Annotated in this window: 24 protein-coding genes and 1 pseudogene; 8 read left to right on the forward strand and 17 right to left on the reverse strand. The window is 49.7% G+C overall.

Translation table 11 applies throughout. The annotated features are described in order from the left end of the window. Positions 1-25: 25 nt before the first annotated feature. The 10 genes from F1E05_RS00905 to F1E05_RS00950 form a co-directional block, all read right to left on the reverse strand. Positions 26-604 carry a DUF4417 domain-containing protein gene (locus F1E05_RS00905; RefSeq protein ID WP_150046120.1) on the reverse strand — a complete coding sequence of 193 codons (579 nt, stop codon included), beginning with the start codon at positions 602-604 and terminating at the stop codon, positions 26-28. Positions 605-642: 38 nt separating this feature from the next. Then, positions 643-972, reverse strand: a complete 330-nt coding sequence (locus tag F1E05_RS00910) for a hypothetical protein (RefSeq protein WP_150046121.1) — start codon at positions 970-972, stop codon at positions 643-645. After that, the gene (locus tag F1E05_RS00915; RefSeq protein ID WP_150046122.1) at positions 972-2,120 is read right to left on the reverse strand and encodes a zonular occludens toxin domain-containing protein; all 1,149 of its coding nucleotides are present in this window, start codon (positions 2,118-2,120) and stop codon (positions 972-974) included. Before F1E05_RS00915 ends, F1E05_RS00910 begins: the two co-directional genes overlap by 1 nt. Before the next feature lie 3 nt (positions 2,121-2,123). Continuing rightward, the gene (locus F1E05_RS00920; RefSeq protein ID WP_150046123.1) at positions 2,124-2,456 is read right to left on the reverse strand and encodes a hypothetical protein; all 333 of its coding nucleotides are present in this window, start codon (positions 2,454-2,456) and stop codon (positions 2,124-2,126) included. Position 2,457: 1 nt separating this feature from the next. Next, positions 2,458-4,020 carry a hypothetical protein gene (locus F1E05_RS00925; RefSeq protein WP_150046124.1) on the reverse strand — a complete coding sequence of 521 codons (1,563 nt, stop codon included), beginning with the start codon at positions 4,018-4,020 and terminating at the stop codon, positions 2,458-2,460. Positions 4,021-4,138: 118 nt separating this feature from the next. Then, positions 4,139-4,357 carry a hypothetical protein gene (locus tag F1E05_RS00930; protein WP_150046125.1) on the reverse strand — a complete coding sequence of 73 codons (219 nt, stop codon included), beginning with the start codon at positions 4,355-4,357 and terminating at the stop codon, positions 4,139-4,141. After that, positions 4,354-4,590, reverse strand: coding sequence for a hypothetical protein (locus F1E05_RS00935; RefSeq protein ID WP_150046126.1), 237 nt, complete (start codon positions 4,588-4,590; stop codon positions 4,354-4,356). The genes F1E05_RS00930 and F1E05_RS00935 overlap by 4 nt, the downstream gene beginning before the upstream one ends. Positions 4,591-4,604: 14 nt before the next feature. After that, positions 4,605-4,970, reverse strand: a complete 366-nt coding sequence (locus F1E05_RS00940; RefSeq protein ID WP_150046127.1) for a hypothetical protein — start codon at positions 4,968-4,970, stop codon at positions 4,605-4,607. Positions 4,971-5,455: 485 nt separating this feature from the next. Next, the gene (locus tag F1E05_RS00945) at positions 5,456-5,713 is read right to left on the reverse strand and encodes a hypothetical protein (protein WP_150046128.1); all 258 of its coding nucleotides are present in this window, start codon (positions 5,711-5,713) and stop codon (positions 5,456-5,458) included. A gap of 10 nt (positions 5,714-5,723) precedes the next feature. Further along, entirely contained in the window at positions 5,724-6,317 is a 594-nt protein-coding gene (locus F1E05_RS00950) for a hypothetical protein (protein ID WP_150046129.1), read from the reverse strand. Between the two features lie 324 nt (positions 6,318-6,641). On the opposite strand from F1E05_RS00950, the gene F1E05_RS00960 reads away from it, so the two are divergent. From F1E05_RS00960 to F1E05_RS00985, 6 genes are all read left to right on the forward strand, one after another. Further along, on the forward strand, positions 6,642-6,905 hold the full coding sequence (locus tag F1E05_RS00960; RefSeq protein ID WP_150046131.1) for a helix-turn-helix domain-containing protein: 264 nt from the start codon (positions 6,642-6,644) through the stop codon (positions 6,903-6,905). 58 nt (positions 6,906-6,963) lie between these two features. Next, positions 6,964-7,752 carry a restriction endonuclease gene (locus tag F1E05_RS00965; protein ID WP_232056734.1) on the forward strand — a complete coding sequence of 263 codons (789 nt, stop codon included), beginning with the start codon at positions 6,964-6,966 and terminating at the stop codon, positions 7,750-7,752. Next, a complete protein-coding gene (locus tag F1E05_RS00970; protein ID WP_150046132.1) occupies positions 7,749-7,940 on the forward strand; it encodes a type II toxin-antitoxin system HicB family antitoxin in 192 nt (63 codons plus the stop codon). The genes F1E05_RS00965 and F1E05_RS00970 overlap by 4 nt, the downstream gene beginning before the upstream one ends. After that, a complete protein-coding gene (locus F1E05_RS00975; protein ID WP_150046133.1) occupies positions 7,940-8,116 on the forward strand; it encodes a type II toxin-antitoxin system HicA family toxin in 177 nt (58 codons plus the stop codon). The genes F1E05_RS00970 and F1E05_RS00975 overlap by 1 nt, the downstream gene beginning before the upstream one ends. A gap of 413 nt (positions 8,117-8,529) precedes the next feature. Further along, positions 8,530-8,772 carry a hypothetical protein gene (locus F1E05_RS00980; protein WP_232056735.1) on the forward strand — a complete coding sequence of 81 codons (243 nt, stop codon included), beginning with the start codon at positions 8,530-8,532 and terminating at the stop codon, positions 8,770-8,772. 22 nt (positions 8,773-8,794) lie between these two features. Next, positions 8,795-9,927 (forward strand): IS3 family transposase gene (locus tag F1E05_RS00985; protein WP_232056670.1). Its coding sequence is split into 2 segments (ribosomal slippage): positions 8,795-9,056 and positions 9,056-9,927, totalling 1,134 coding nucleotides; the frame shifts between segments, so codons are not numbered across the junction. Positions 9,928-9,990: 63 nt separating this feature from the next. Here F1E05_RS00985 and F1E05_RS20490 read toward each other — a convergent pair. Beyond that, a pseudogene (locus F1E05_RS20490) lies at positions 9,991-11,002 on the reverse strand (IS3 family transposase); the annotation flags it as partial. 160 nt (positions 11,003-11,162) lie between these two features. On the opposite strand from F1E05_RS20490, the gene F1E05_RS01005 reads away from it, so the two are divergent. Next, on the forward strand, positions 11,163-11,360 hold the full coding sequence (locus F1E05_RS01005) for a hypothetical protein (protein WP_197737397.1): 198 nt from the start codon (positions 11,163-11,165) through the stop codon (positions 11,358-11,360). 172 nt (positions 11,361-11,532) lie between these two features. Here the strand turns inward: F1E05_RS01005 and F1E05_RS01010 are convergent, their stop codons facing one another. The 6 genes from F1E05_RS01010 to F1E05_RS01035 form a co-directional block, all read right to left on the reverse strand. Then, complete coding sequence (locus tag F1E05_RS01010; RefSeq protein ID WP_197737398.1) at positions 11,533-12,660, reverse strand: Wadjet anti-phage system protein JetD domain-containing protein; 1,128 nt, start codon at positions 12,658-12,660, stop codon at positions 11,533-11,535. Beyond that, a complete protein-coding gene (locus F1E05_RS01015; RefSeq protein WP_150046137.1) occupies positions 12,657-16,277 on the reverse strand; it encodes an ATP-binding protein in 3,621 nt (1,206 codons plus the stop codon). The genes F1E05_RS01010 and F1E05_RS01015 overlap by 4 nt, the downstream gene beginning before the upstream one ends. Further along, a complete protein-coding gene (locus F1E05_RS01020; protein WP_150046138.1) occupies positions 16,274-16,957 on the reverse strand; it encodes a DUF4194 domain-containing protein in 684 nt (227 codons plus the stop codon). The genes F1E05_RS01015 and F1E05_RS01020 overlap by 4 nt, the downstream gene beginning before the upstream one ends. After that, a complete protein-coding gene (locus F1E05_RS01025; RefSeq protein ID WP_150046139.1) occupies positions 16,932-18,374 on the reverse strand; it encodes a Wadjet anti-phage system protein JetA family protein in 1,443 nt (480 codons plus the stop codon). The genes F1E05_RS01020 and F1E05_RS01025 overlap by 26 nt, the downstream gene beginning before the upstream one ends. 246 nt (positions 18,375-18,620) lie before the next feature. After that, positions 18,621-19,883, reverse strand: coding sequence for a type II toxin-antitoxin system HipA family toxin (locus F1E05_RS01030; RefSeq protein ID WP_150046140.1), 1,263 nt, complete (start codon positions 19,881-19,883; stop codon positions 18,621-18,623). Further along, positions 19,880-20,119 carry a helix-turn-helix transcriptional regulator gene (locus F1E05_RS01035; RefSeq protein WP_150046141.1) on the reverse strand — a complete coding sequence of 80 codons (240 nt, stop codon included), beginning with the start codon at positions 20,117-20,119 and terminating at the stop codon, positions 19,880-19,882. Before F1E05_RS01035 ends, F1E05_RS01030 begins: the two co-directional genes overlap by 4 nt. Before the next feature lie 93 nt (positions 20,120-20,212). Here F1E05_RS01035 and F1E05_RS20140 point away from each other — a divergent pair, with 93 nt between their 5' ends. After that, positions 20,213-20,359 carry a hypothetical protein gene (locus F1E05_RS20140; RefSeq protein ID WP_190303215.1) on the forward strand — a complete coding sequence of 49 codons (147 nt, stop codon included), beginning with the start codon at positions 20,213-20,215 and terminating at the stop codon, positions 20,357-20,359. Positions 20,360-20,416 lie beyond the last annotated feature (57 nt).

Below are 20,416 nucleotides of genomic sequence, written 5' to 3' on the forward strand. Positions count from 1 at the left end.
ATATAAACGATTTATTTAAGATGTGCTACAGGGACATCCGGGGGTTTAATGATTGCAAAATACAGTTGGGAAAAACGTCAGAACCACGGCGTGGTCCGAAATGCAAAACCGTTATTTCCGGATACATCGATACAAAACATTCAGCAGCAGCTTGCCAGTCCATTTCAAAACCGACAGACGGTGCTCTAACTGCTACCAGTTCACAATGCTCTAGGCCGGCGAAATAATGCGATAGGCGACTATCGCCGGAATGCGTCCATTGAAGGACTGGGATTACTGTTACGCCATTCGCTTGCCACCAGGCGGCCACTAATCTCGAGCGCCACACTTGGTAACAGGCGAAGTAATGGGGATAGTGGGGAAATACGGAGAAGTCAGGTGCTATCACTATGCCGGCTTGACCGGCTTTATCCAACATGTAGGCAGGATCACGCCATATCCCTTCAAGCCGCCAGTCATCAACAAAGCCATGAAATGGACCTGTGCTGCCGCTACCGTAACGACCAAATTTGATACTTTGCGGTAAGTCACCTCGCTTATTGCTGATAGTCGGGTAATCGCCGGTATAGCCGAGGGTAGGGATATAGGGTAGATTTCGCCTCATAGTGTACAGCTATTGCTCAGTTGATCCTTGCTGTGCCGTTAATCCGGATTTTCACCGGTATTAAGGCCGAGATTGCGCCGGCGAACTGTTTCCGAGTCTTGATGTTCTTTCAAGCTCCAAGCCGGCATGGTGTTGTGTCGTTCGATATATTCTTCAACAAGCGCGGCATTAAGTAGTTCGGGGCTTTTGGGCTTGCCGGTTTGCGTCATTGCACCAAAATCGCTGGCTTCACGGTATGAAATCAGGCTGTATTCGCCATAGTTGTGCAGCCTAACGTCGCTAAGCTGAGATACCCACGGGTATTTTTCGCGGGGATCGCCCAAGCGTAGCGAGAGACTATCGCTGTATTGCCTTGAACGGCCGCCCATTAGTCTTCGAGTCCGAATACATACGGTTGTTCTTGGGGTTTTAAAGGAGTAGCACTTGCAACCGCTACTGGTTGCGATGCCACGCGTTGCGGAGCTTGTGCGCCGGTATAGCTGGGCTCGGCTGAGCCCGTGTAACTAGCGACTATTTCACCATCGACTTCGCATTCCCGCTCATAACCCGCCCAACGGCAATGTGTGTCGGTCAATTTGCGTATTCTGCCGGCCGTGTTAACGAGTATGTATAAGGTATGCCCTCGACCGCCGTAGTTTTCCAGCGTACCGGCTAGTCGCCAGGTCATGCTGTAAGGCCGTTTGTCGGTTAGCTGTGGGGACGTTGCGGCCTGTGTTTGGGTTACTTGCGTGAGGTTTGGCTGTGTTTCTGTCTGGGTTACTATTTCTTTTTTGGTGGTGGCTTTTTTAACGTTTTCGCCGGTTTTGATAAATGACCAGATGGTTACGGCGACCGCCAAGCCGGCGATGATGGCCCCGGCTTTGAACGCGAACGAGCCGAACACAGTGCTTTTTACGATGCGGGTTTCGTTGACCGCCCCGCCTTGGGCGTGCATATGGGTTTTGTAGTATTGCCACACGTCGGCCTTGTATTTAACGTTTTCAGACCGGATAACCGCGTTCTTCGGCGGCTTGCCGTCGCTGGTGATCGATGCGCTACGCTTGCAATACCAACGAATACAGGCATCCTCACGGCCTAAATCCAGATGCTTAACGCTGATAATCGTGGTCTCTATCAGGTCGCGGATTGGTTTAGCCAAGTCGGCCACGTCTTGGGTAATTAACACAATATCCATCGACCGCCCGTTTTGGTCGCTGTGGTGGCGATGTTCTTTAAACACTGCCAGTTCATCAACTGCGATGTTCTTGGCTTGCTTGCCTTGTGGCCATTTGCGCCAACATTCGTCTATGGCCAGTAAGCAGCCAGCCGGTAGGTTGCTTAACTTGAAGTCGAATTGCTCGAAGTCGATAAACTGGATAGTTGCGGCCGGAAATTGGCCGGCTATCACGTCCATTTGTAGCGGTAGATTGGTCACGATTGGCCGCCCTTCCCTTAGCGCTGGCAATAGGAATAGTTCGGTGGCGGTGTACGATTTGCCGCCGCCCGGTAATCCGGTTATGCCTGTTATGCCCGCCATGACTTAACCCACAACCGGCAAGCGCCGGATAGCAAACCGAATGATATAAGCAAGACCCAAGGCAGAGACCGCTTGCGGGACTTGGAACAGCTCCAAGAAATAGCCAAGCGCCCCGGTGTAGTTGGTGTTGATTTTCCCCAGGTAGGTCGAAATTCCCGAACCGTCGATGACGCCTTCGACGATGGTCATCAAGGCGGAGAACAGCAAAAACAGCAGGTTTTTGATAATGGCCAGCATGGCCTCAAACAAGCCCGCAATGACCCCGGCAAAGTATTCGGCGCCGTAGGTGATCCATTCGATGAGCTTTGCGAAGAAATCGGAAACGATTTGACCCATGTTAAGCGCTCCAGATAATCAACAAGAACGCTATCGCGATCATAATGTTAAAAATGGTGGCAATCGCGCCGCGATTGTTCTCTATCAAATCGCAATGACCGGTTACGTTGTGGTTGCCGTAGCCTTGCTCGGATAAATCGGCAATTAGCGCCGGACATTCGCCCGATGCGCCCATGCTTAAGGCGTACTTACTTTTGAACGCTGCGATACGGTCGCTTACGGTTTCCGTGGGGCCGTTGGTGCAGTCGCCGCCGCACGCCGATGATAAGGCGTCTTTTATCGCGGCTTTGCCGTCCGCTATGCCGTCGTTCGGCGATTGGCCGGAGAAGTTGCCCCACTCTATCGGTTGTTGTTCAGTGCCGTTGTCGGTATCGGTATCGGTTCCGCCGTCACCTACCGGATCGCCGGAGCCATTAACGACGTTATTCACCACGTTATTGTTAATCACGTTATTGGTCACGTTGTTAACGGTGGTTGTCGTTACCGTGGTGTTTTCGGTGATGTTAACGACCTTGCCGGAATCCTGCTTCTGAAAATCTATCGTTTTTTCGGTGGTTTCGGTGGTGGTGGTCGGGTCGCCGGTTGCCGGGTCGGTTCCTTGGCTGTTTTTTACTGTTCTATCCCCGCGTATCGGTTCGGGTAACGGATCATCGGCTATCGTATCCTCAGACTCAGGTTCGACGCCTTCCTCAAGGAGCTTGTCTACCAGCTGCCCGGCTTTTTCGGGTTGCTGCTGTAACGCGTTCTGCGCATCTTGGCCGATTTCATCTTCTGAAATCGGTTGCCATTGGGGCGGGGCTTGGCACATGCCGCCCAGGCTATCGGTGTAGGTGTACCCTTCCGGGCATTCGGTTTTAACGCAGCTTAGGCTTGGTTCGTCCCAGGTGGTTCCGGGAAAGGCGCTACAATTGCGGTTAATCGTGACCCTATTCAACGGTGTATCAGCCGTACCGCTAAAAATTGTCACCTGAACGCCATACTCACCCGCAAATTGTCCGGTAACAAAACGCGGATTGCGCGCGTTGCCGCTCGGATAGATTTTGTTTTCGACACAAACGGCGATTTGTTCGATATCGCTTTTCGTGGTTGCCCCGACGTAGCCGCACTCATACGCTTTTGAGGGTGCATTCACAATCGTAAAACCGCCCGGTGTATCGTGGGTTTGCGTAGGTGGCGTCGTATCGCCAGGCACTTGTCTAGCCGGTAAATTGTTTTCAGGATCGCGTTCGTATTGCAAACCCATGAAGGCCAGAACGGCCAACGAAACCGCTGGATTCATGCGACCCGCAACGCCGACCGCCTTCCCCAGATTAGCCGGGGTGATTGCCCGGCTCACGTTGGCTGTAACGGTTTTTCCGGCGACGCTAATCGGATTGGTGGCTTTACTGATTGCGCCACCGACATAATCGGGAACGTTTTGCAACAACGTCGCTATCCCCGGTTTGGCCACGATACCCGACGGTGTGCGGACTAGAATAGACCGCCCGCTTTTCCAGATAACAGAGACCGCATGCGCGGACATGGATTGACCCAGCAGCAACAAGACAAGAACGATTCTAATCATGACTTGAAGATGTAGAACGGCAGGTATAGACCGACGACGAACGCCGCGAAATAATAATAATGTTCCATGGCATCACCCGGTTAAGGTGTACCGCCCCGGAGGGCGGCACTACTGTGGTTTAACGCCAGCCCAGGCGGCGAGCGATCATTGAACCGCCTTTGAGGAAAATGCCGACGGTAATCATGCCTCCGAAAACGACAGCCATCGCTGTGCTAATCGCCGTAAGATCGACGGACGCGGTTAACGCTGCAAGACCCGTTTCGCCTTCTGCAAAGGCCGGAGCGGCTAACAATGACGTAAAGACCGCTGCCAAGGTCACTAAAGTTGATTTTTTCATGGTTTTTTTCCTGTGATTTGTTGATAAATAAGACGCCCGCCCCAGGCAAACAGCACCACAGGGAAGGCAATAACAAACCCCGATCCCATACACTCGGCAAACGTTAACGGGTCGATTTGAGCGAAGTCGAACGGCAAAGGCTGTTCAACCGCTTGCCAGGGCTGCGAGCATTGCAACGCGCCATTGACATCGACCGTAATCGTTTCCGGGCATACGGGTACAAGGTTTGGCATTAGGGATTACTCCGCTAATTCTGGGTTGCCGGTTGTTTGCTCGATTCCGGCTTTGAGGATTGTTTGTTTGTTTCCGACTGGCTTAAGTGTTGCTGTAGTGCCGGATCCTTGATTGTTAGGATGGTGAGCTTGGCTTTGCCACCACTACCCCTACCAACGTCTACAGTCATTTCGAGTTGGCCGGGTAATTGACCTTGTTTGTAAAGGTCTTGAAATCTGGGGAAGAGTTCTAAGGGACCACCCATGACGAGCTGTATCGGTCCAAGCAGGTTTTCGTTTAAGCCTTCATTGTCTTCTTCGCAAAATACATTGATGCCTTTGGTGGTTTCTGAGTCGTATTTTTGAACCATTCGAACGTTCGCTATCAATGTGGTTTTCATGAGTTGGTTTCCTTATGTGTTCGTTAATCGTTAATGTGTTTTGTCTTTGTCCCTTGGTTTCGAGGTATCCCGTCGGGAGCGTTCGGGGCCCGTTGTTTTGGTTGTTTTGGGCGAACCCTGCGGGACGGGCTTTCCGTTCCAATTAACTTTTGGTTACTGAAACAAGCCCTAACCCAAAAATGCTATTCCGCATGGCTACATAGATTTTTGGCTAAGGGCTTGTAATCTGTAACCAAATGTTAATTTCCACTCCAATCCCTTTCGCGGCCCCGGCCTTTGAAGTCGCTCCCTTAGCTCAGACTCACAGCCCCCACCCGTGTTTGGTGGGCTCCACTCGCCTTTGCATCGGTCATGTTGCGGCGGGATTGCCAGATATACAGGGGCTGTCAAGGTGCGCTGCGCTTTCCCCCTTGACAGCCCCTGTATATCTGGCAAGGAAAGCCGCGACCGATGCGACGGCGAGCGGCCCCCACCAAACACTACTATCATTGGTCTCCCCCTAAAGGTTGCTGGTCAGTTTCGGGGCCATTCAGTAGTTCTTTTTTTTGTACGAGTTTTCCGTTCAAGTACATGCTGAGTACGGCAGATGCCAGTTTGTAACTAGTCATGCCGCGCCTAGCAGCATCAAGTTCTAGTTTCAAAAATACTTGTACAGGTAGCCTGATTTGTAATTGACGTACCGCGGTCGCTTGTTTGTCGGCCTGAATAGGCGGCAATACGTCTAACGTTAATTCTGTGGTCATTTTGCTGTCCCTATGATGAAGATGGGATTAGTCGTGGTGAATCCACGTCGCAGCATCGAGTAATGAGTTGGCGCAGGTCAGACATAGCCAAGTGAAAGGGATAGGAATACATACCGTTAAAGGTGATATGACCTTGATGATAGACGCCGGGTTTACCGCGCCATGAAAAATGGACCGGGGTTTCGCCGTTGTCAGGCACCATTAGTTCTTCAAATTCCAGATCATCATTGACGGGAAGGCAAATGCCTTCTACTGATTTAGTGGTAGGAGCATAAACAGGACTTTCAACAAGACGCCGTGTATTTGAAATTTGAATATCCAAAAGTCGTCGAGAAAAATCATCAGCCATATCCATTAAATGATCTTTAGAATCAGACGCGAATCTAAAAAGATCATCAGATTCAAAACAAATGAGGTCGATTAGAGATACAAAACGACCACGGTAGGAAAAAAAATAATCGTTCAATCTTTCTTGTTCTAAATAAAAATTGAAATTGGGGTTTTGCTCTGCCGATTCTAAAAGACGAATACAAAGCTCTTCGAATTCGAGAAGATAACGAGAAATAAGGGATTGAAACTCTTCTCTTATGGATTGGGTAATCATGGCAGTTTCCTATCTTGGTAGTTGGTCGAGGCAGTCTTGATTCAGCTGTACCATGTTGATTAACAAGTGTTTTCCTATCCGCAGCGTGGGCAAATACCCCCGATTGCACCATCCATCCACCACACCGAAGGCTACGCCGCTTAGTTCTGCGAAACGCTCTTTGCTCATAACGGGTATGAAAGGTTGTAAAGGTGATTCGGTCGGTTGTTCCATGTTTTTAACGGTTCGGGTACTATGTGGTGAGGTTGGGGTACGTTTCTAGGGTTTGAGAAATATTACTAAATAAAATATACAAAGTCAATGTTCTTTAGGAAATAAAACTAAGTGATAGGTCAAAGAATCGAAGAGCTAAGGAAATTCAAAGGGTTAAGCAGAAGGAAGCTACAAGAAGTAACAGGCATCGCCGATTACACATGGCAAGCTGTAGAAATAGGAAAACAAATAGCAAACGAAGATCACATTAAGGCGCTAAGCAAGTTATGGCCAGAATACAAATACTGGCTAGTGTTTGGTGAAACATGCGTTGAAAACGGCCAAATAAGCCCCGAGTTGGAGGAAACCCGGCAAAAACTAGAGCAGGCTGGATAACGGCAAGTAAGGCTTTACTGAAATGGAAGGCTGTTATTCAGCCTAAGGAAGATAATTCGTGAATGAATTAATCGGACTGGCAATGGCATTTATGACCGCAACAATAGTTGTCAAGGTATGTTACGACATACTTCGCGGTAAGTACCAAGATGAAGATAATGAAAACGACGACTTTTTTAGCTCCCAAGATAAAGCCAGAATAATAGACAATAACATGCGCGCTGAAGATGTTTTTAACAAAATTCGAGAAAGCCGCCAGGCTAAACAGGCATTAAAAAGCGAAGTGATTTGGACAAAAGCATTTCTCAAATCGCTGGAGTGGAAGCGATACGAAGAAGTCTGCATGGAGTACCTAAGAATTAAGAATTGCCAAGCGAATGTAACTTGTATTGGTGCCGACGGCGGTATTGATATAAAGATAGCGGACAGCGCTGGAACGGTATTTGCCATAGGGCAATGTAAAGCGTGGAACCGACAAATTGGCGTCAGTTTGATTCGGGAGCTATACGGCGTCATGGCAGCGGATAAAGTCAAACACGGCATTTTTTTGACTACTTCGGAATACAGCAAAGACGCGCTAGAGTTTGCAAAAGGTAAAAATCTGTTATTGGTGGATTGCGACGAGCTGGTAGGGTTAATCAATGGGCTTAATGAAATCGACAAACGGCGAATCGATTTAATTGCAACAGCCGGCGATTACACCACGCCTACATGCGTTAGGTGCAACGTCAAGATGATTAAACGAACTGCCCGCAACGGGAAAAATGCCGGCGGCAATTTTTGGGGTTGTCCAAATTACCCCAAATGCAAAAACACAATGCAGGTAAGGCAAGAGGCAAAATCATGAAAGAAATCGAATACACGTGGTGGAAAAGCGAGCAGTTCTATTTGGGTTACCTAAATGCCTATCCTGAATACATGACCCAAGGCGAAACTAAAGAAGACCTCATCGAACACTTGAAAGACTTGTTAGCAGATTTGGAAAGCGATGCTGTACCCTTCATCCGACATACCGATAAGTTATTGTTCGCTTGATGAAAAGAAGGGATTTAATCAAGAGGCTGGAAGAGCTTGGATGCACGTTGACCAGGCATGGCGGTAAACACGATTGGTATACCAACCCCACCACACAACAATCTCAGGCCGTACCAAGACACACGGAAATCGACGAACACCTTGCCAGATCGATCATTAAGAAACTTGGCGGTTAATGTCAACAAATCGTCAACGATATAGTCGCTTATAGTCTAGCGTAGTAACGCTATCGCTTTGTATGTTATTGGTTTCGTTACTTTTTATGCTATTGCGTTACGTTACAAGTAACTTTTAATGCGATGGTCGTGCGTTCGAATCGCACACGACCCACCAACTTTCGATAAATGAATCAACCAGTTAGGCACATGTGTCGGCTGGTTTTTTTATGCCTAAAATCCAGCTTGTCGTAAATGTGTCACGTAAGATTTTGGATTTTACTGACGTATTCCGCCAGATGATCCGCCGATAGATGCGCATAACGCATGACCATTGTCATGTCTTTCCAAGATCCCAGTTGTTAACCGGCGTGCAAAACTTTCCAGGGTCCTGGGGAAAAGGGCGTCGAAAAGTTTCCACCCCAGGTTGTTCAATGCCCGGCTTTTTGCCGGAGAATCCTGGAGTGATAGACGTGGAAGAAGTAGCCGAAATTCGGCGGTTGCATTTTGTGGAGAAAGTGACCGTCAGCGAGTTGGCCAAACAATTCAAATTATTCCGCCCCACCATCCGTAAACATCTCCATACGCTGGATGAACCGGTGTATCCGGTGAGAGGTGGTGCCGAAAAATTGAACAACCGATTAAGTGAAAGACCTGCTACTTTTGAACGTCCGTAAGGACAAAGCAATGGAGCAGAAGATGTCTAAAAAACCGCGAAGAAAACATTCACCGGCCTTCAAAGCCAAAGTCGCCCTGGCGGCCTTGGCGGGCGATAAAACCTTGGGGCAGTTGACCCAGGAATTCGAGGTTCATCAAAATCAGATTGTCGATTGGAAGAAGCAGCTGAGCGAGCGGGCCGCCGAGGTGTTTGGGAAGCCCGCGGAGCCGGAATCGCCCCCCGTCGATCTGCAAGCCCTACACGCGAAAATCGGTCAACTGACATTGGAGAACGATTTTTTAGAAGGCGCGCTCACCCAGGCGGGATTGCTGAGCGCAAAGCGATGATCGACCGTCAATCCAAATTGCCGATTGGTCGGCAGGCCAAGCTATTAGGCATCAGTCGCGGCAGTGTGTACTACCTGCCCAAGCCGGTTCCGGAGCGCGAAGTTGACATCATGCGCCGACTCGACGCACTGCACCTGAAACACCCATTCATGGGCGCTCGCCAGTTACGGGATCAGCTGAATCGGCAAGGCATCCCGATTGGCCGCAAGCATGTGAAAACCTTGATGGCGAAAATGGGCATCGAAGCCGTGTACTGCAAACCCAATACCAGCAAGAAGACGCCGGGGCATGAAATCTATCCCTACTTGCTGCGGGGCATGACCATCAACCGTGCCAATCAGGTCTGGGCGCTGGATACCACCTACATCCCGCTGGCCAAAGGATTCGCGTATTTAACGGCGGTCGTCGACTGGGCCACTCGCAAAGTCCTGGCCGCCAAGGTGGCGATTACGCTGGAAGCCTGTCATGCGGTGGACGTGCTGGAACAGGCTTTCAAGCGCTACGGCAAGCCGGATATCGTCAACACTGACCAAGGCAGCCAGTTTACCGCCAAGGCGTTTGTCGATGCCGTGAAAGGTCAGGGCTGTCTGCTCAGTATGGACGGTCGGGGTGCTTGGCGGGATAATGTCTTTGTTGAGCGCCTATGGCGATCGGTCAAATACGAGCGGGTTTACCTGCATGCCTACGATTCCGTCGGCCAAGCCCGCGCTTCAATCCTGGATTATTTCGAGTGGTACAACCACGAACGACCGCATTCCAGTTTGAAACGAAAAACGCCTCATCAGGCGTATAACGATGGGGTGCCAACCCTCAAGTTGGCCGCCTAAACCATGGCAGGGATTTCACTTTAAATCATCGATTTACTGTTCAAACCAATGGGGCCACTTCTCTCTCGCCTGAGCCACCGAATCATACGCATATAGGTAAACCCGTTCGTATTTGACCGATCGCCATAGTCGTTCGACGAATACATTATCTCGCCATGCGCCCCGTCCGTCCATGCTCAACTGGCACCCTTGGCTTTTCACGGCCTCGACAAAAGCCTTGGCCGTAAATTGGCTACCTTGATCGGTATTAACAATCTCCGGTTTGCCGTATTGCCGGAATGCTTGTTCCAGCACATCCACTGCATGACAGGCTTCCAGCGTGATGGCGACCTTGGCGGCCAGGACTTTGCGACTGGCCCAATCGACCACGGCTGTCAGATACGCAAAGCCTTTACTCATCGGGATATACGTCGTGTCCAAGGCCCACACCTGATTAGCCCGATCAATGGTGATGCCGCGCAGCAAGTAGGGATAAATCTCGTGCCCGGGCGTTTTCTTGCTGGTATTGGGCTTGCATACACCGCTTCGATGCCCATGCGTTGCATCAAGGTTTTCACGTGCTTACGGCCGATTTTGATGCCTTGCAGGTTCAGCTGATCCCGCAACTGGCGCGCGCCCATGAAGGGGTGCTTCAAATGCAATTCATCGAGTCGGCGCATCGTGTCTCGATCCCGTTCTGACAGTGGTTGGGGCAAATAGTACACACTGCCGCGACTGATCCCCAATAACCGGGCTTGCTGACCAATCGACAGTTTGGATTCTCGGTCTATCATCGCTTTGCGCTCAGCAATCCCGCCTTGTTGAGCGCGTTCCCTAAAAAATCGTTTTCCAGTGTCAGCTGGCCGATTTTCGCATGCAGGGCTTGCAGATCGACCGGCGGCGAGTCGGATTCTATCGGCTTACCAAACACCTCCGCTGCTCGCTCGTTCAATTGCTTTTTCCATTCGACAATCTGGTTCTGATGAACTTCGAACTCCTGACTTAACTGAGCCAGGGTTTTATCGCCCGCCAAGGCCGCCAAAGCGACCTTGGCTTTGAATGCTGGCGAATGTTTTCTTCTTGGTTTTTTGGACATCTTCTGCTCCGTTTCTGTGTCCTTGCGGACCCTAAAAAGTAGCAGGTTTTTCACTTAACAGGCTGTTCAATTTTTCGGCTCCACCTCTCAACTTGTGCCTCTATTTAGGAAAATTAAAAAATATCGGCAAGTTATAATCGTTACTCATAATGCGAACTTAGTGGTAAACACGGATGCTGAACAAATAATTATCGCAGACAATCAAGGCGAAAACATCCGTTACAAGTCTGGTTCTGTTGAAGATGGGAATGTTAAAGAAAATACAGGGATACGAGCTGATATATGTAATATTCTTGAAGGTGGAAGTTACGCCTTTGAAAAAAGGGAGCGTAAATATGGCATACAGGAATTAGCCTAACAAGCAATGACTACTCTAGAAGTTTAAAAGATGATCAACCGGTCGGGCGCGTTGATTATGTTTTTATTAGAGATTTCAGTTATTAATGAGTAATTAAATATCTTCAGACATTCTTAATAAGTATCTGACTGAACGATAACTACTCTAGTTCGGAATAAACTTGCGATTAACACTAAAATTCTTGATCTAAAAACTTACCGGCAGCAGCAAGTGCCGATAGCAAAATATTATCGGCATACTCGGCCCCTGTTGAATCAATGGACTTTTGCTTGCTCTTGTTTGCGGCGATTGCTTCATGACCATTGCCAGCAAGTAACTCATTCAGCATGGGTTGATAGCCGGGTTGCCAGGCATCGAGTCCTTCAAACGAGTGACGTAGCGATTTTATAATCTGCATGCCCGAATAGTCTAAATCACCCCAGAACCAAACAGGCAGTTTCTCTGAATCATGGATTAGCCAGTCACAAAAACGTTGGCAATCTTGATTTGCTAAATGACCATGAGCCGCAAAATACACCGATACGCCTGAAACCGAGCGTAAGCGCTTGGCAGTGCCTTTAAAACCAGAGGCAAAGACTAAGACCAACCCGTCAAAACGAGCGGTTGTGTCACGGCTGGCTTTTTCAAAGGTCGCTAGATTCTCGATGAACAATACGCCGCTAAAGGGTGTTGTGGACAAATAAACCTGTAATTGGATCGGCGACTCTGGAAACGGACATTCATCCACATTAAGCAAAGTGGCGATCATAGCTTGCCGATTATCCAACACCTTGGACTGCCCCCAGAATAGGCGGGCCGAGACTTCGCGTAACAGTAAAGGCTCATCGATTAAGTTGGGTAGCAGATTGAGCCGCTCGACGATGTTTGCTGCCGTTTTGCCTGCGATTTCCAGTTTCTGTCCCGCAACTTGCTCTCGAATGGTTTCATCCACATTCAATTTTGAATACACAGCATCACGCCATAGCTGGGCCGAGCTTTTAACCGGTTGCGGGCGCTCGGTGACTTGGCGTAAGAACGCCGGATCAACGATCTCAATACGCGGATTTAATTCGTATTGCGCTTTGCCGGGTTGGGTCTTGTCGGTTTTGATCGCCAGCCAGCCCCATTGCTGCATTTGCATTAAGTATGACCAATAAGCCTCTTTGTCGGCTTCGAACTCGGCATCAAACAATGCGGGCAAAATTTTGCGATCGAGTTTCACTGGGCGCAACGGTTTGTCGTCGGCTCTATCGAGTTTATCGACCAGGCGATGCAGCAGGGTTTGAACGTCTGACTGATTCAGCCAGTGTGGTCTATTCATGCGTTCGATTGTTCATCGGCCTCAAATGCCAACAAGGTTTGCTGACGCACTTGCTGGCGGCGCAATTCCCACAGCTCACGCAGCTTGTCGGGACGCAAATCGCGCTCATCGGCTTCCGAGATGAAATCCACTTCGCCGTTGCCTTCTGCCTCGGTGCGCGTAAAACTCCATTCCTTGTTGAATTCGGTTTTGATGGCACCGGCATGTTTGGTGGGCATGGCGCAGATCAATTGCATGTCCAGACTGTCGCGGATAAAACGGATGACATCATGGGCGCGGCGTTCGTCCATTTTGGCAAATGATTCGTCGTTTACCAGTAATTTCAGATTCATACCCTTATCGAAATGCTTGAGGCGATTGGTGACGACAGCTGCGCGAATGATGTAAGCCGGTGTTTCCAGCTGACCGCCGGAACCCGTACCCCATTCAGATAATGCCACGCGCGAACCGCTGTCCGAGTCTTTCCAGATTTCATAACGGCGGTAATTGCGATAATCAGCGACCCGCTGCAACTCCTTCAAGGCTTGTTCCTGATCATCGGCCAGCAATAGTCCGACCAATCGATCACGGATTAGGCACTGTTCTTGACTGAGTTCCTGATTGTCGAACAAATCCCCGGCATCCTGCGATTCCGACAAATCGTAGGCCGCACAGAAGAAGTCGTAATACTCCTTGAATTCTGGCACCCACACCGACCAGTCCAGCTTGAACTGATCGGTGCCGAATTTCAGTCTGCCGAGCTCGGTGTTGAGGATTTTCAGGGTTTTTACCCCTTGATCGACACTATTCCTGATCTCATAGCAAAATTGCTTGGTGAACACGTCTTTGAAGGACGATTCGGCGGTGCGCAATTTATCCAGATTTTTGACGAAGCCAATCTCGCGCTGCTCCTGCAATTGCTGACGTAAGCCTTCCAATAATTGAATTAGCTGGCGATATTGCGCCGCAAAGTCACTGTCACGCATCTGATGATCGTGCGGTAAATGCAGTTGCTCATGACCACGTGCATGCACGTTGTAATCGCCGATGCCTTCATGAATGCGACCATAGGCTGCCGTGGCCTCAATCAGTTGTGTGCGGTGTTTATCCTGCAATTCATGATTGGATAAAGCACTCACCATCAGTTCATCCACCTGTTGTTGGATGTTGGTTAACGATAGTGCTTGGTTGACCATGCTCAGCCATTGAATCGGTTGTAAATCATCTTCAATTTTCTGCTGTTTGGCGGCTAGACCACGCTGCAAAAGGCTCAGGGTGTTGTGTTGCTGCTCCTTGTCATGCAAGAATTTTCCGGCTTTCAGCGTGTGCTGTTGCACCTGTTTTTCCAAGGCGGACATCTGTTGATCTAGCGTATCTTTCTCGGTTTCCAGCAGTTGCACTTCCGTTAAATCCAGACGTGCCAAATCGGCCTGTGCTGCCTCGTGATCGCGTAAAGCCTGCTCTAGCTTGGCAGCCTCGCTAAAGCTGGGGGGCTGTAAATTTACTAACAAGCCCAGTAAGGCGTTGAGCTGTGTACCTTCGGTTTTTAAGGTTTGTAACTCCTGCTCGGCCCTGATGTAGTCTTCCATGGCCTTCTGTCGGGCCTGAAACTGCGCTTCTTTACCAAAGACTAAATTGTCGGTTTCAGAGGTAAACATGGTGCGCGAGCCAGAGGCATTGCCATCCCTCATCAATCCCCGTGGGGTATAACGTAATTGTTCAACCGTATCGACTTTAACTACCGGACCGAATTGATCCACCAAATAGGCATAGGCAATGGGATGCTCGGTATGCAGCTCATGAACAATCGAGTCTTTTGATAACAACTCCGGCTTGGCTTTTTGTTTACATAAAGCTCCTTGAACGATTTTGGCATTCAGATGCTTTTGCTTGACGAACTCGATACTGCGCGCTTCCCAGGCTTCATCGACCACAAAGTTGAAACGGGCTCCGGCCAGATAGCCTTCAATCGCCGGTTGCCATTGCTGACCTTTGGGCTCGATCAAGTCACACAATACTTGCGCACGCGCAGCGGGTAGCTCAGTACGAAAGGCCTTCAGCGCACGGGCGATGTGATGAGGATAATCCGCGCCACCTTCGGCCAGGTTGGCTTTGCGATCGGCCAATTGTCGTTCTTGCGTTTTGGCTTTTTCCTGGCGAGTTTGTAACTGCCCCAGTTGACTATGCACTGCGGCTTGAAAGCTGTTTTGGGTACCGGCTAGCACTTGATGCAGTTGCTGGAACCGTGCTTCCATGCCGTCCAATATCCGCACCACCTGCAACAATAGATGCGCGTCGGCTAGTGGTTGCTGACAAAGCTGTGTCACTTGTTGTGTCAGCTCATTTAACGGTGCTTGCTCAATCGCTGCCAGCATATCTGCCAGGGTTTGTGCGGCCTCGGCTAATTCTCGCTTGGCAGGCGGAAAAGCCATGCCAATAATGCTCAAAGCCGTGCTGTGCAATTGACTGGCCTGCTGCAACGACGTGTTTAGACTCAGAACGGCGGCATTGGCTTGGGCCAATACAGCGCTAAGCCGGTCTTCAATGTGCCGTTTTTGATTGGATGCCTCAATGCCACTTAAACGTGCGGCCAAGCGTACTTGACTATCGTACAGGCTTTTTTTGTCACGGTTTAAACCCTCAATCTGGGTCTGTGCGCTGTGAATGTTTTTTTCCAGTTCGACGATAGCCCTGGTTGCCTGATCGATTTGCCCCTGGTCATGTAGCAAATCACGCTGCGACAAAGCCAGTTGATACTGCAAGGCAGATTCATACGCCGTATTAGCCTGATCGATCAGCTTTTCCACCCGTTCCAGACGCAGTACATTGTCCTTCAGACGATCACCTTCCTGGCGAAGATTATGGACCTGTCGCATCAGCTCACTGATTTGTCCAATACGTTGTGGCAATTGCTGGGTATCGTTTTCCAGAATCTGGGTTTTGACCAACTCGTCGACGCTGCCAATGGGTTTATGGGCAATCGATTGGCTCCATGCTTTAGCGGCCAGTTCGGCTTCCTGAAACGATACATTGCGTTGACCCCGAAACCGGCCATAGAGTTGACACAGATATTCGCGCTTGGCATCACGTAAATTCAACACCTGCGGATACTTGGCTTTCAAATGGTTTTCGATTTTCTCCACCTCAACCACGCAGAGCTGCTCGCCACCGTCCATGCTGACCAAATCCGGTAAGCTTAATACCGCATCGTCAATGAGCAGCAAAGCCAAACGTTCCTGCACCGCCTGACGACGTTCGCCGGAACCGTCGACCCGCGCCGCCGCCGCAATCAAGGCGGTAAATGGATTACCATTTTCACCCGTATCCGGCTTGAACACGCCAGCCACATAGCCATGAGCGCCGTTGGGACGGGCAAACAGATTGTCTTCGGCTCCGACGATGTACGACCAAAGCGTGCGCTTACTCTTGCTGCTGCGCGAGGTTTGGGTGGTTTCGTCTTGTCCTGGGTTGTAGCTATAGATGTTTTGATGTGCAGCGGTCATCACGGTTTGCAAGGCATCCAGCAAGGTGGATTTGCCGGAGCCAGTAGGGCCTGTCAACAAGGTCATATTACCCATCGGATATTCATCGCTGCGCAATGAACCCCAGTTAACCAAAATTAATTTATCCAGCTTCATGCCTGCTCTCCGCTGCCATCCGGCTCACTGGTAACTTCAATCTGCCCTTCGGCTTCCAGAGCGGCTGCCAGCACATCCTCACTGATAATACCCAGTATGGTCGGCCTAATGGCGATCAGGGCATCTTCATCTTGCATGGAAAACAATGTGCTGTACTGAATCAACCGGTGGCGTTTCAAGTCTTTCAGCAAGCGCTCGCGGTCGCCCAAATTGTCGGGCAATGTCCGTTTGATCTGAGTTTGCAAAGTGGTGGCCAACTCGTCAAAACGAATCAGAATCTCACCCGCATCGCTGAGGCGGCTACCACCTTCCACTAAACCCTGCTGATATAAAAACCGTAAAGCCAACGCCGCTGCGACAAAATCCGCCGATAACCGCGCACGTAACGAGGCCACGACATCGACATCGTCTTCGACCATGCCGGGAATTTGCGCACCAGGCGCGTACAACCGGAAAAACTCGTTTTGCAGATCGTGGATTAACCGAAAACCGGCAAGCGCAAAGTATTCAACCAATAAGTTTTCGATGCGGCAGGCATCGTCGTAACAGCGCTGTTCCACGCCGTCTTCGTCGCGCACAATAATGCCCCAGGCAAACAAACGGGCAACGATTTCCTGAAAACGTTGCAGCTTTAGGTTTTCCGGCTGCAAACGGTCAAGCAGGCTTTGAGTCAGGGTCATGGTTCAGTTGTATTTGGTAGTCACTACCGGTGTAGTAAGGAGTTTGCAGTTGGCTGGGCAATTGCGTTGCAGTGAGACTTTCATCGCGGGCAGCACGTACTGCTTCCACCATTTGCATGTTTTGTAATAAATCGGTGACGGTTTCAACCGGCAGACTGGACAAGCGAATGGGTCGTTGACGCAAACGCAATTCACTGCGTATGAATTCCACCACATCCTGATTAGACAAGGTAAACGCCGCCGCTTCAGCGCGTTGTATGGCCGCATTTAATCGCGCATCACGACTGATTTTGGGCAATGCCGTCACCGTTAAGGCCTTGCGGCGCTGCGAGGCACTGCGTAATTTAAACGCCGCCGGGTCCAATAAGCGCACTTCGCTGGCGGCAATCGAAGCACCCAAGGCCTGCAAAAATTGCGTCTGATCATTACCTTCCAGAGCCGCCACTTGAGCAATCGCTCGACTGAAACCTTGCCGACTTTGTCCGCCTTGCAGCATCAAGGCTTGTTGCACAATATTGGCGGCACGGCGCATGTAGATATTCATGGCCTTGATCAGTTCAGGATGTTTGCCGGTACAGGCGACTTCTACCCGATCTTCAATCCGATCGAGTAGCCAATCGAAAATACTGTTATCACCGCGTTCGGCATCTGCCCAACTCGCAATATCCTGCAACTGATTTTCAAGAGCCTGGAATTTGCTGCTCTCCAAATTACGCAAGCGGCTTAAGTTATCGAGGATGGCCTGACGATGGCGATCTACGTTGTCAGCAGTTAGTTGCTTTTTGAACTCTTTTTCAAAGCGATCCAGAAACTCGATGAATTCGTCCCAGGGGGTATTGGATGCTTCGCTCATCAAACGACGCACCAACTCCTGAAAATAATCCACGCCTTCCGATAAGTCGCTGATGATTTTTTCGGCGTAGTCGTAGGCATCGATCAAATCGTAAGCGTCGATATTTTTACGCGCGGCTTCCAGGGCATTGCGGCAACTGCGGACATTGCGTTGACGACTTCGAGCACGCATCCGATCCAGCGACCACAACGCTTCGGCAAAGAGTTTGCCCGCGCGACTGAAGCGATAAGCTGTGACCAATCCTGAACGGTCACCAAAGGTTTCCAACCAGCCGTCTTTTAATAAGGTACGAATCAGCACCGTGATTAGTTGCTGATCGTCAGCGCAATCTAACGCAGAAAGCTCGTCACCATCCTGAATACAGTCAACCGCCAAATCATTCATCAATCCTTGCACAGACGCACTCAGCAAATCCTTTAAAGCATCGCGCGTCAGGTTTTGTGAATAATCCGCACTAGGGCCGTGCAAGCGCTCGTACAGTACACGCAAACAGGCGACCACCAACTCTCGGCGTTTGCCGGTTAGGGGACGAAAAAAGTGTTGCCGTTCAGACTCAAAGAACACTGGGATTTATAAAAGACTCAGGGAAAACGCTGATTCTATAGTGGGTAGTTGTGAAGCGAAAAATATTCTGCATTAGTTAATGCAGTAATCTGAATGTCATTCAAGATCAGCCCAGTCGCACACCGATTTTTATACAGCGAGAGAATCACTGAATGGCTTGCTATTGAAGACTCTGAAATTCAGCGCATGAACATTGAAAAATAGGTCTTCGTTAATCTGCTGGCTCGGATATTGAGTTTTACCGAATCAAGATTCGACTCTGGATTTAACCAATTCAACTGAATGGTCAATTTGGTTTTTAACCTTCTCAATCATCTGCAATTCTTCTTGATTGGAAATCATCCTCTTTAATTCCACCACGACATTAGGCAATGTCGATTCAATCCGCTCAATCATTTCAGTCATCAATTTTTCGATAAATCTGGGCTTGACGGCAACATCCTCGGCAAATCGTTGCCAATGGCGAACCATCAACCATTTGGGTCGATTTTCTCCGCCAATTTTAAACGCCAACTTCTGACTTAGTTGGGGATAAACCGCCGTGCAGACCAAATCGTAAAATGGGGCTAATTGGGTGCGTTTACCTTGGGTCATTAACGACAGGTTTTTGGCATGACCATCCATGTTGCTGACCAGCACATTGAAGATGACCCACTCGATCAGTCGCTTTTTATCCAGCGCTGGTTGACTGCTACGCGCCAATACCGCTTCGAAACAGGTCTTGAGAGAAGGTCCGCCTTCGGCTTCGTATTTTTTGCCGGATGGGATACCTAAAATCTGGCAAAGGTCGTTTTGGTGCAAACGCTGCAAGCACCCACCAGCATCAATGGTTCGGTCATAACGAGCGATAATCGCCGCCGTTAATTCCGGCGCGTAGCGAATCTTGGCGACCTTCATGCCAATTCGTTCCGCCAAGGTCATCACCAAGGCTTCGTTGATCGCGGTATGAGGAATATCCTGCCGATGTTGGATGGATGGCTTGATGATATGACTGGACGGTGCGGCGCCCAGTGGAATCAAAAGATTGCCATGTGCATCGATAAAAACGGTCATCTTGTCCTGAGCACCGGACAACGACATTCTTGCTTGTTCGCCGGAAATATCCAGCGGAATGCCTCTTGAACGCTCGAACCAGGCTTTGATGGCTTCCGGTGCAACAGGTAAATAATGCGGCTCGCCCGTGGGTTCCATGCCTTCCGGCAAAATCGAAAATGCGCCTGCGGTATCGCCGCCAAATCGCTCCAGCAAGCCAAAAATATTACCCTGAGAAATCTGCGCGGCTTGGCTGATGAAATTCAGTACATCGCCTTCCGGCAACAGGTTTTCGAAAAACGCCGTGACGCCATCGCCAGTGAGCGCTTGCTCGGTGAGTTGTAGGCTGGGAGAAAGAGCGAAAGCATTGGATTTAGCTATCCAATCAGGTGTGTAGCTGAATTCCAATTCGTACTGTTTGCATTCCTGTAAATAACCGACTAATTGCTCGCCAGCGAATACGGCCAAGCGTTTCATGATCGCCGATCCATGATCACGACATCCAAGCCTAACAAATTCAGAATATGCATGACCTTATCGAATTGCACCGTGCTTTTGCCATTTTCCAGATCGCTGATGAAGCGTGTGCCGGTCTGAGCTAATCCGGCTAAATCCGATTGCGTTAAGCCTTGGGCTTTACGCTGGCTGGCAACCATCTTTCCTAATTCCATGGCATTCTGAATATTACCGAGCGGTGGTTTTGGGTTTGTCATGGCATCGTGTTGTCATTATATTACCGATCAGGAATTTTAAATGATGCGCCATCCCTTTGCCAGGTAAACGTTACCGATCGGTATTTTTCACCCATGAATAGCCTCGAACAAGAGATCGCTGAATTAGCGCAAAGGCTCCATGCTTTAGATGCCGAACGCGCGACGGTGGCTCAAGATTTGGCAACACTTAGGCAACGACGGCAGGAACAAATTGAAAGCTTTGCGCAACGGGTGGGCTAGGCAACGGTTACGCATCAATCAAGCCCGTCAGTTTTTTGGATAGAATATCGAGACTGA

It is taken from the genome of Methylomonas rhizoryzae (assembly GCF_008632455.1).
In the GTDB taxonomy this organism is placed as follows: Bacteria; Pseudomonadota; Gammaproteobacteria; order Methylococcales; family Methylomonadaceae; genus Methylomonas; species Methylomonas rhizoryzae.

Coding starts and splice junctions, on each gene's coding strand:
- F1E05_RS00940 (WP_150046127.1), bottom strand. CDS start 4,970: ATGAAAACCACATTGATAGCGAACGTTCGAATGGTTCAAAAATACGAC.
- F1E05_RS00980 (WP_232056735.1), top strand. CDS start 8,530: ATGCCCGGCTTTTTGCCGGAGAATCCTGGAGTGATAGACGTGGAAGAA.
- F1E05_RS00975 (WP_150046133.1), top strand. CDS start 7,940: ATGAAAAGAAGGGATTTAATCAAGAGGCTGGAAGAGCTTGGATGCACG.
- F1E05_RS00935 (WP_150046126.1), bottom strand. CDS start 4,590: ATGCCAAACCTTGTACCCGTATGCCCGGAAACGATTACGGTCGATGTC.
- F1E05_RS00950 (WP_150046129.1), bottom strand. CDS start 6,317: ATGATTACCCAATCCATAAGAGAAGAGTTTCAATCCCTTATTTCTCGT.
- F1E05_RS01030 (WP_150046140.1), bottom strand. CDS start 19,883: ATGAAACGCTTGGCCGTATTCGCTGGCGAGCAATTAGTCGGTTATTTA.
- F1E05_RS01035 (WP_150046141.1), bottom strand. CDS start 20,119: ATGACAAACCCAAAACCACCGCTCGGTAATATTCAGAATGCCATGGAA.
- F1E05_RS00930 (WP_150046125.1), bottom strand. CDS start 4,357: ATGAAAAAATCAACTTTAGTGACCTTGGCAGCGGTCTTTACGTCATTG.
- F1E05_RS00905 (WP_150046120.1), bottom strand. CDS start 604: ATGAGGCGAAATCTACCCTATATCCCTACCCTCGGCTATACCGGCGAT.
- F1E05_RS01020 (WP_150046138.1), bottom strand. CDS start 16,957: ATGACCCTGACTCAAAGCCTGCTTGACCGTTTGCAGCCGGAAAACCTA.
- F1E05_RS01015 (WP_150046137.1), bottom strand. CDS start 16,277: ATGAAGCTGGATAAATTAATTTTGGTTAACTGGGGTTCATTGCGCAGC.
- F1E05_RS00920 (WP_150046123.1), bottom strand. CDS start 2,456: ATGGGTCAAATCGTTTCCGATTTCTTCGCAAAGCTCATCGAATGGATC.
- F1E05_RS00925 (WP_150046124.1), bottom strand. CDS start 4,020: ATGATTAGAATCGTTCTTGTCTTGTTGCTGCTGGGTCAATCCATGTCC.
- F1E05_RS20140 (WP_190303215.1), top strand. CDS start 20,213: ATGAATAGCCTCGAACAAGAGATCGCTGAATTAGCGCAAAGGCTCCAT.
- F1E05_RS00915 (WP_150046122.1), bottom strand. CDS start 2,120: ATGGCGGGCATAACAGGCATAACCGGATTACCGGGCGGCGGCAAATCG.
- F1E05_RS00910 (WP_150046121.1), bottom strand. CDS start 972: ATGGGCGGCCGTTCAAGGCAATACAGCGATAGTCTCTCGCTACGCTTG.
- F1E05_RS00945 (WP_150046128.1), bottom strand. CDS start 5,713: ATGACCACAGAATTAACGTTAGACGTATTGCCGCCTATTCAGGCCGAC.
- F1E05_RS01010 (WP_197737398.1), bottom strand. CDS start 12,660: ATGAATAGACCACACTGGCTGAATCAGTCAGACGTTCAAACCCTGCTG.
- F1E05_RS00970 (WP_150046132.1), top strand. CDS start 7,749: ATGAAAGAAATCGAATACACGTGGTGGAAAAGCGAGCAGTTCTATTTG.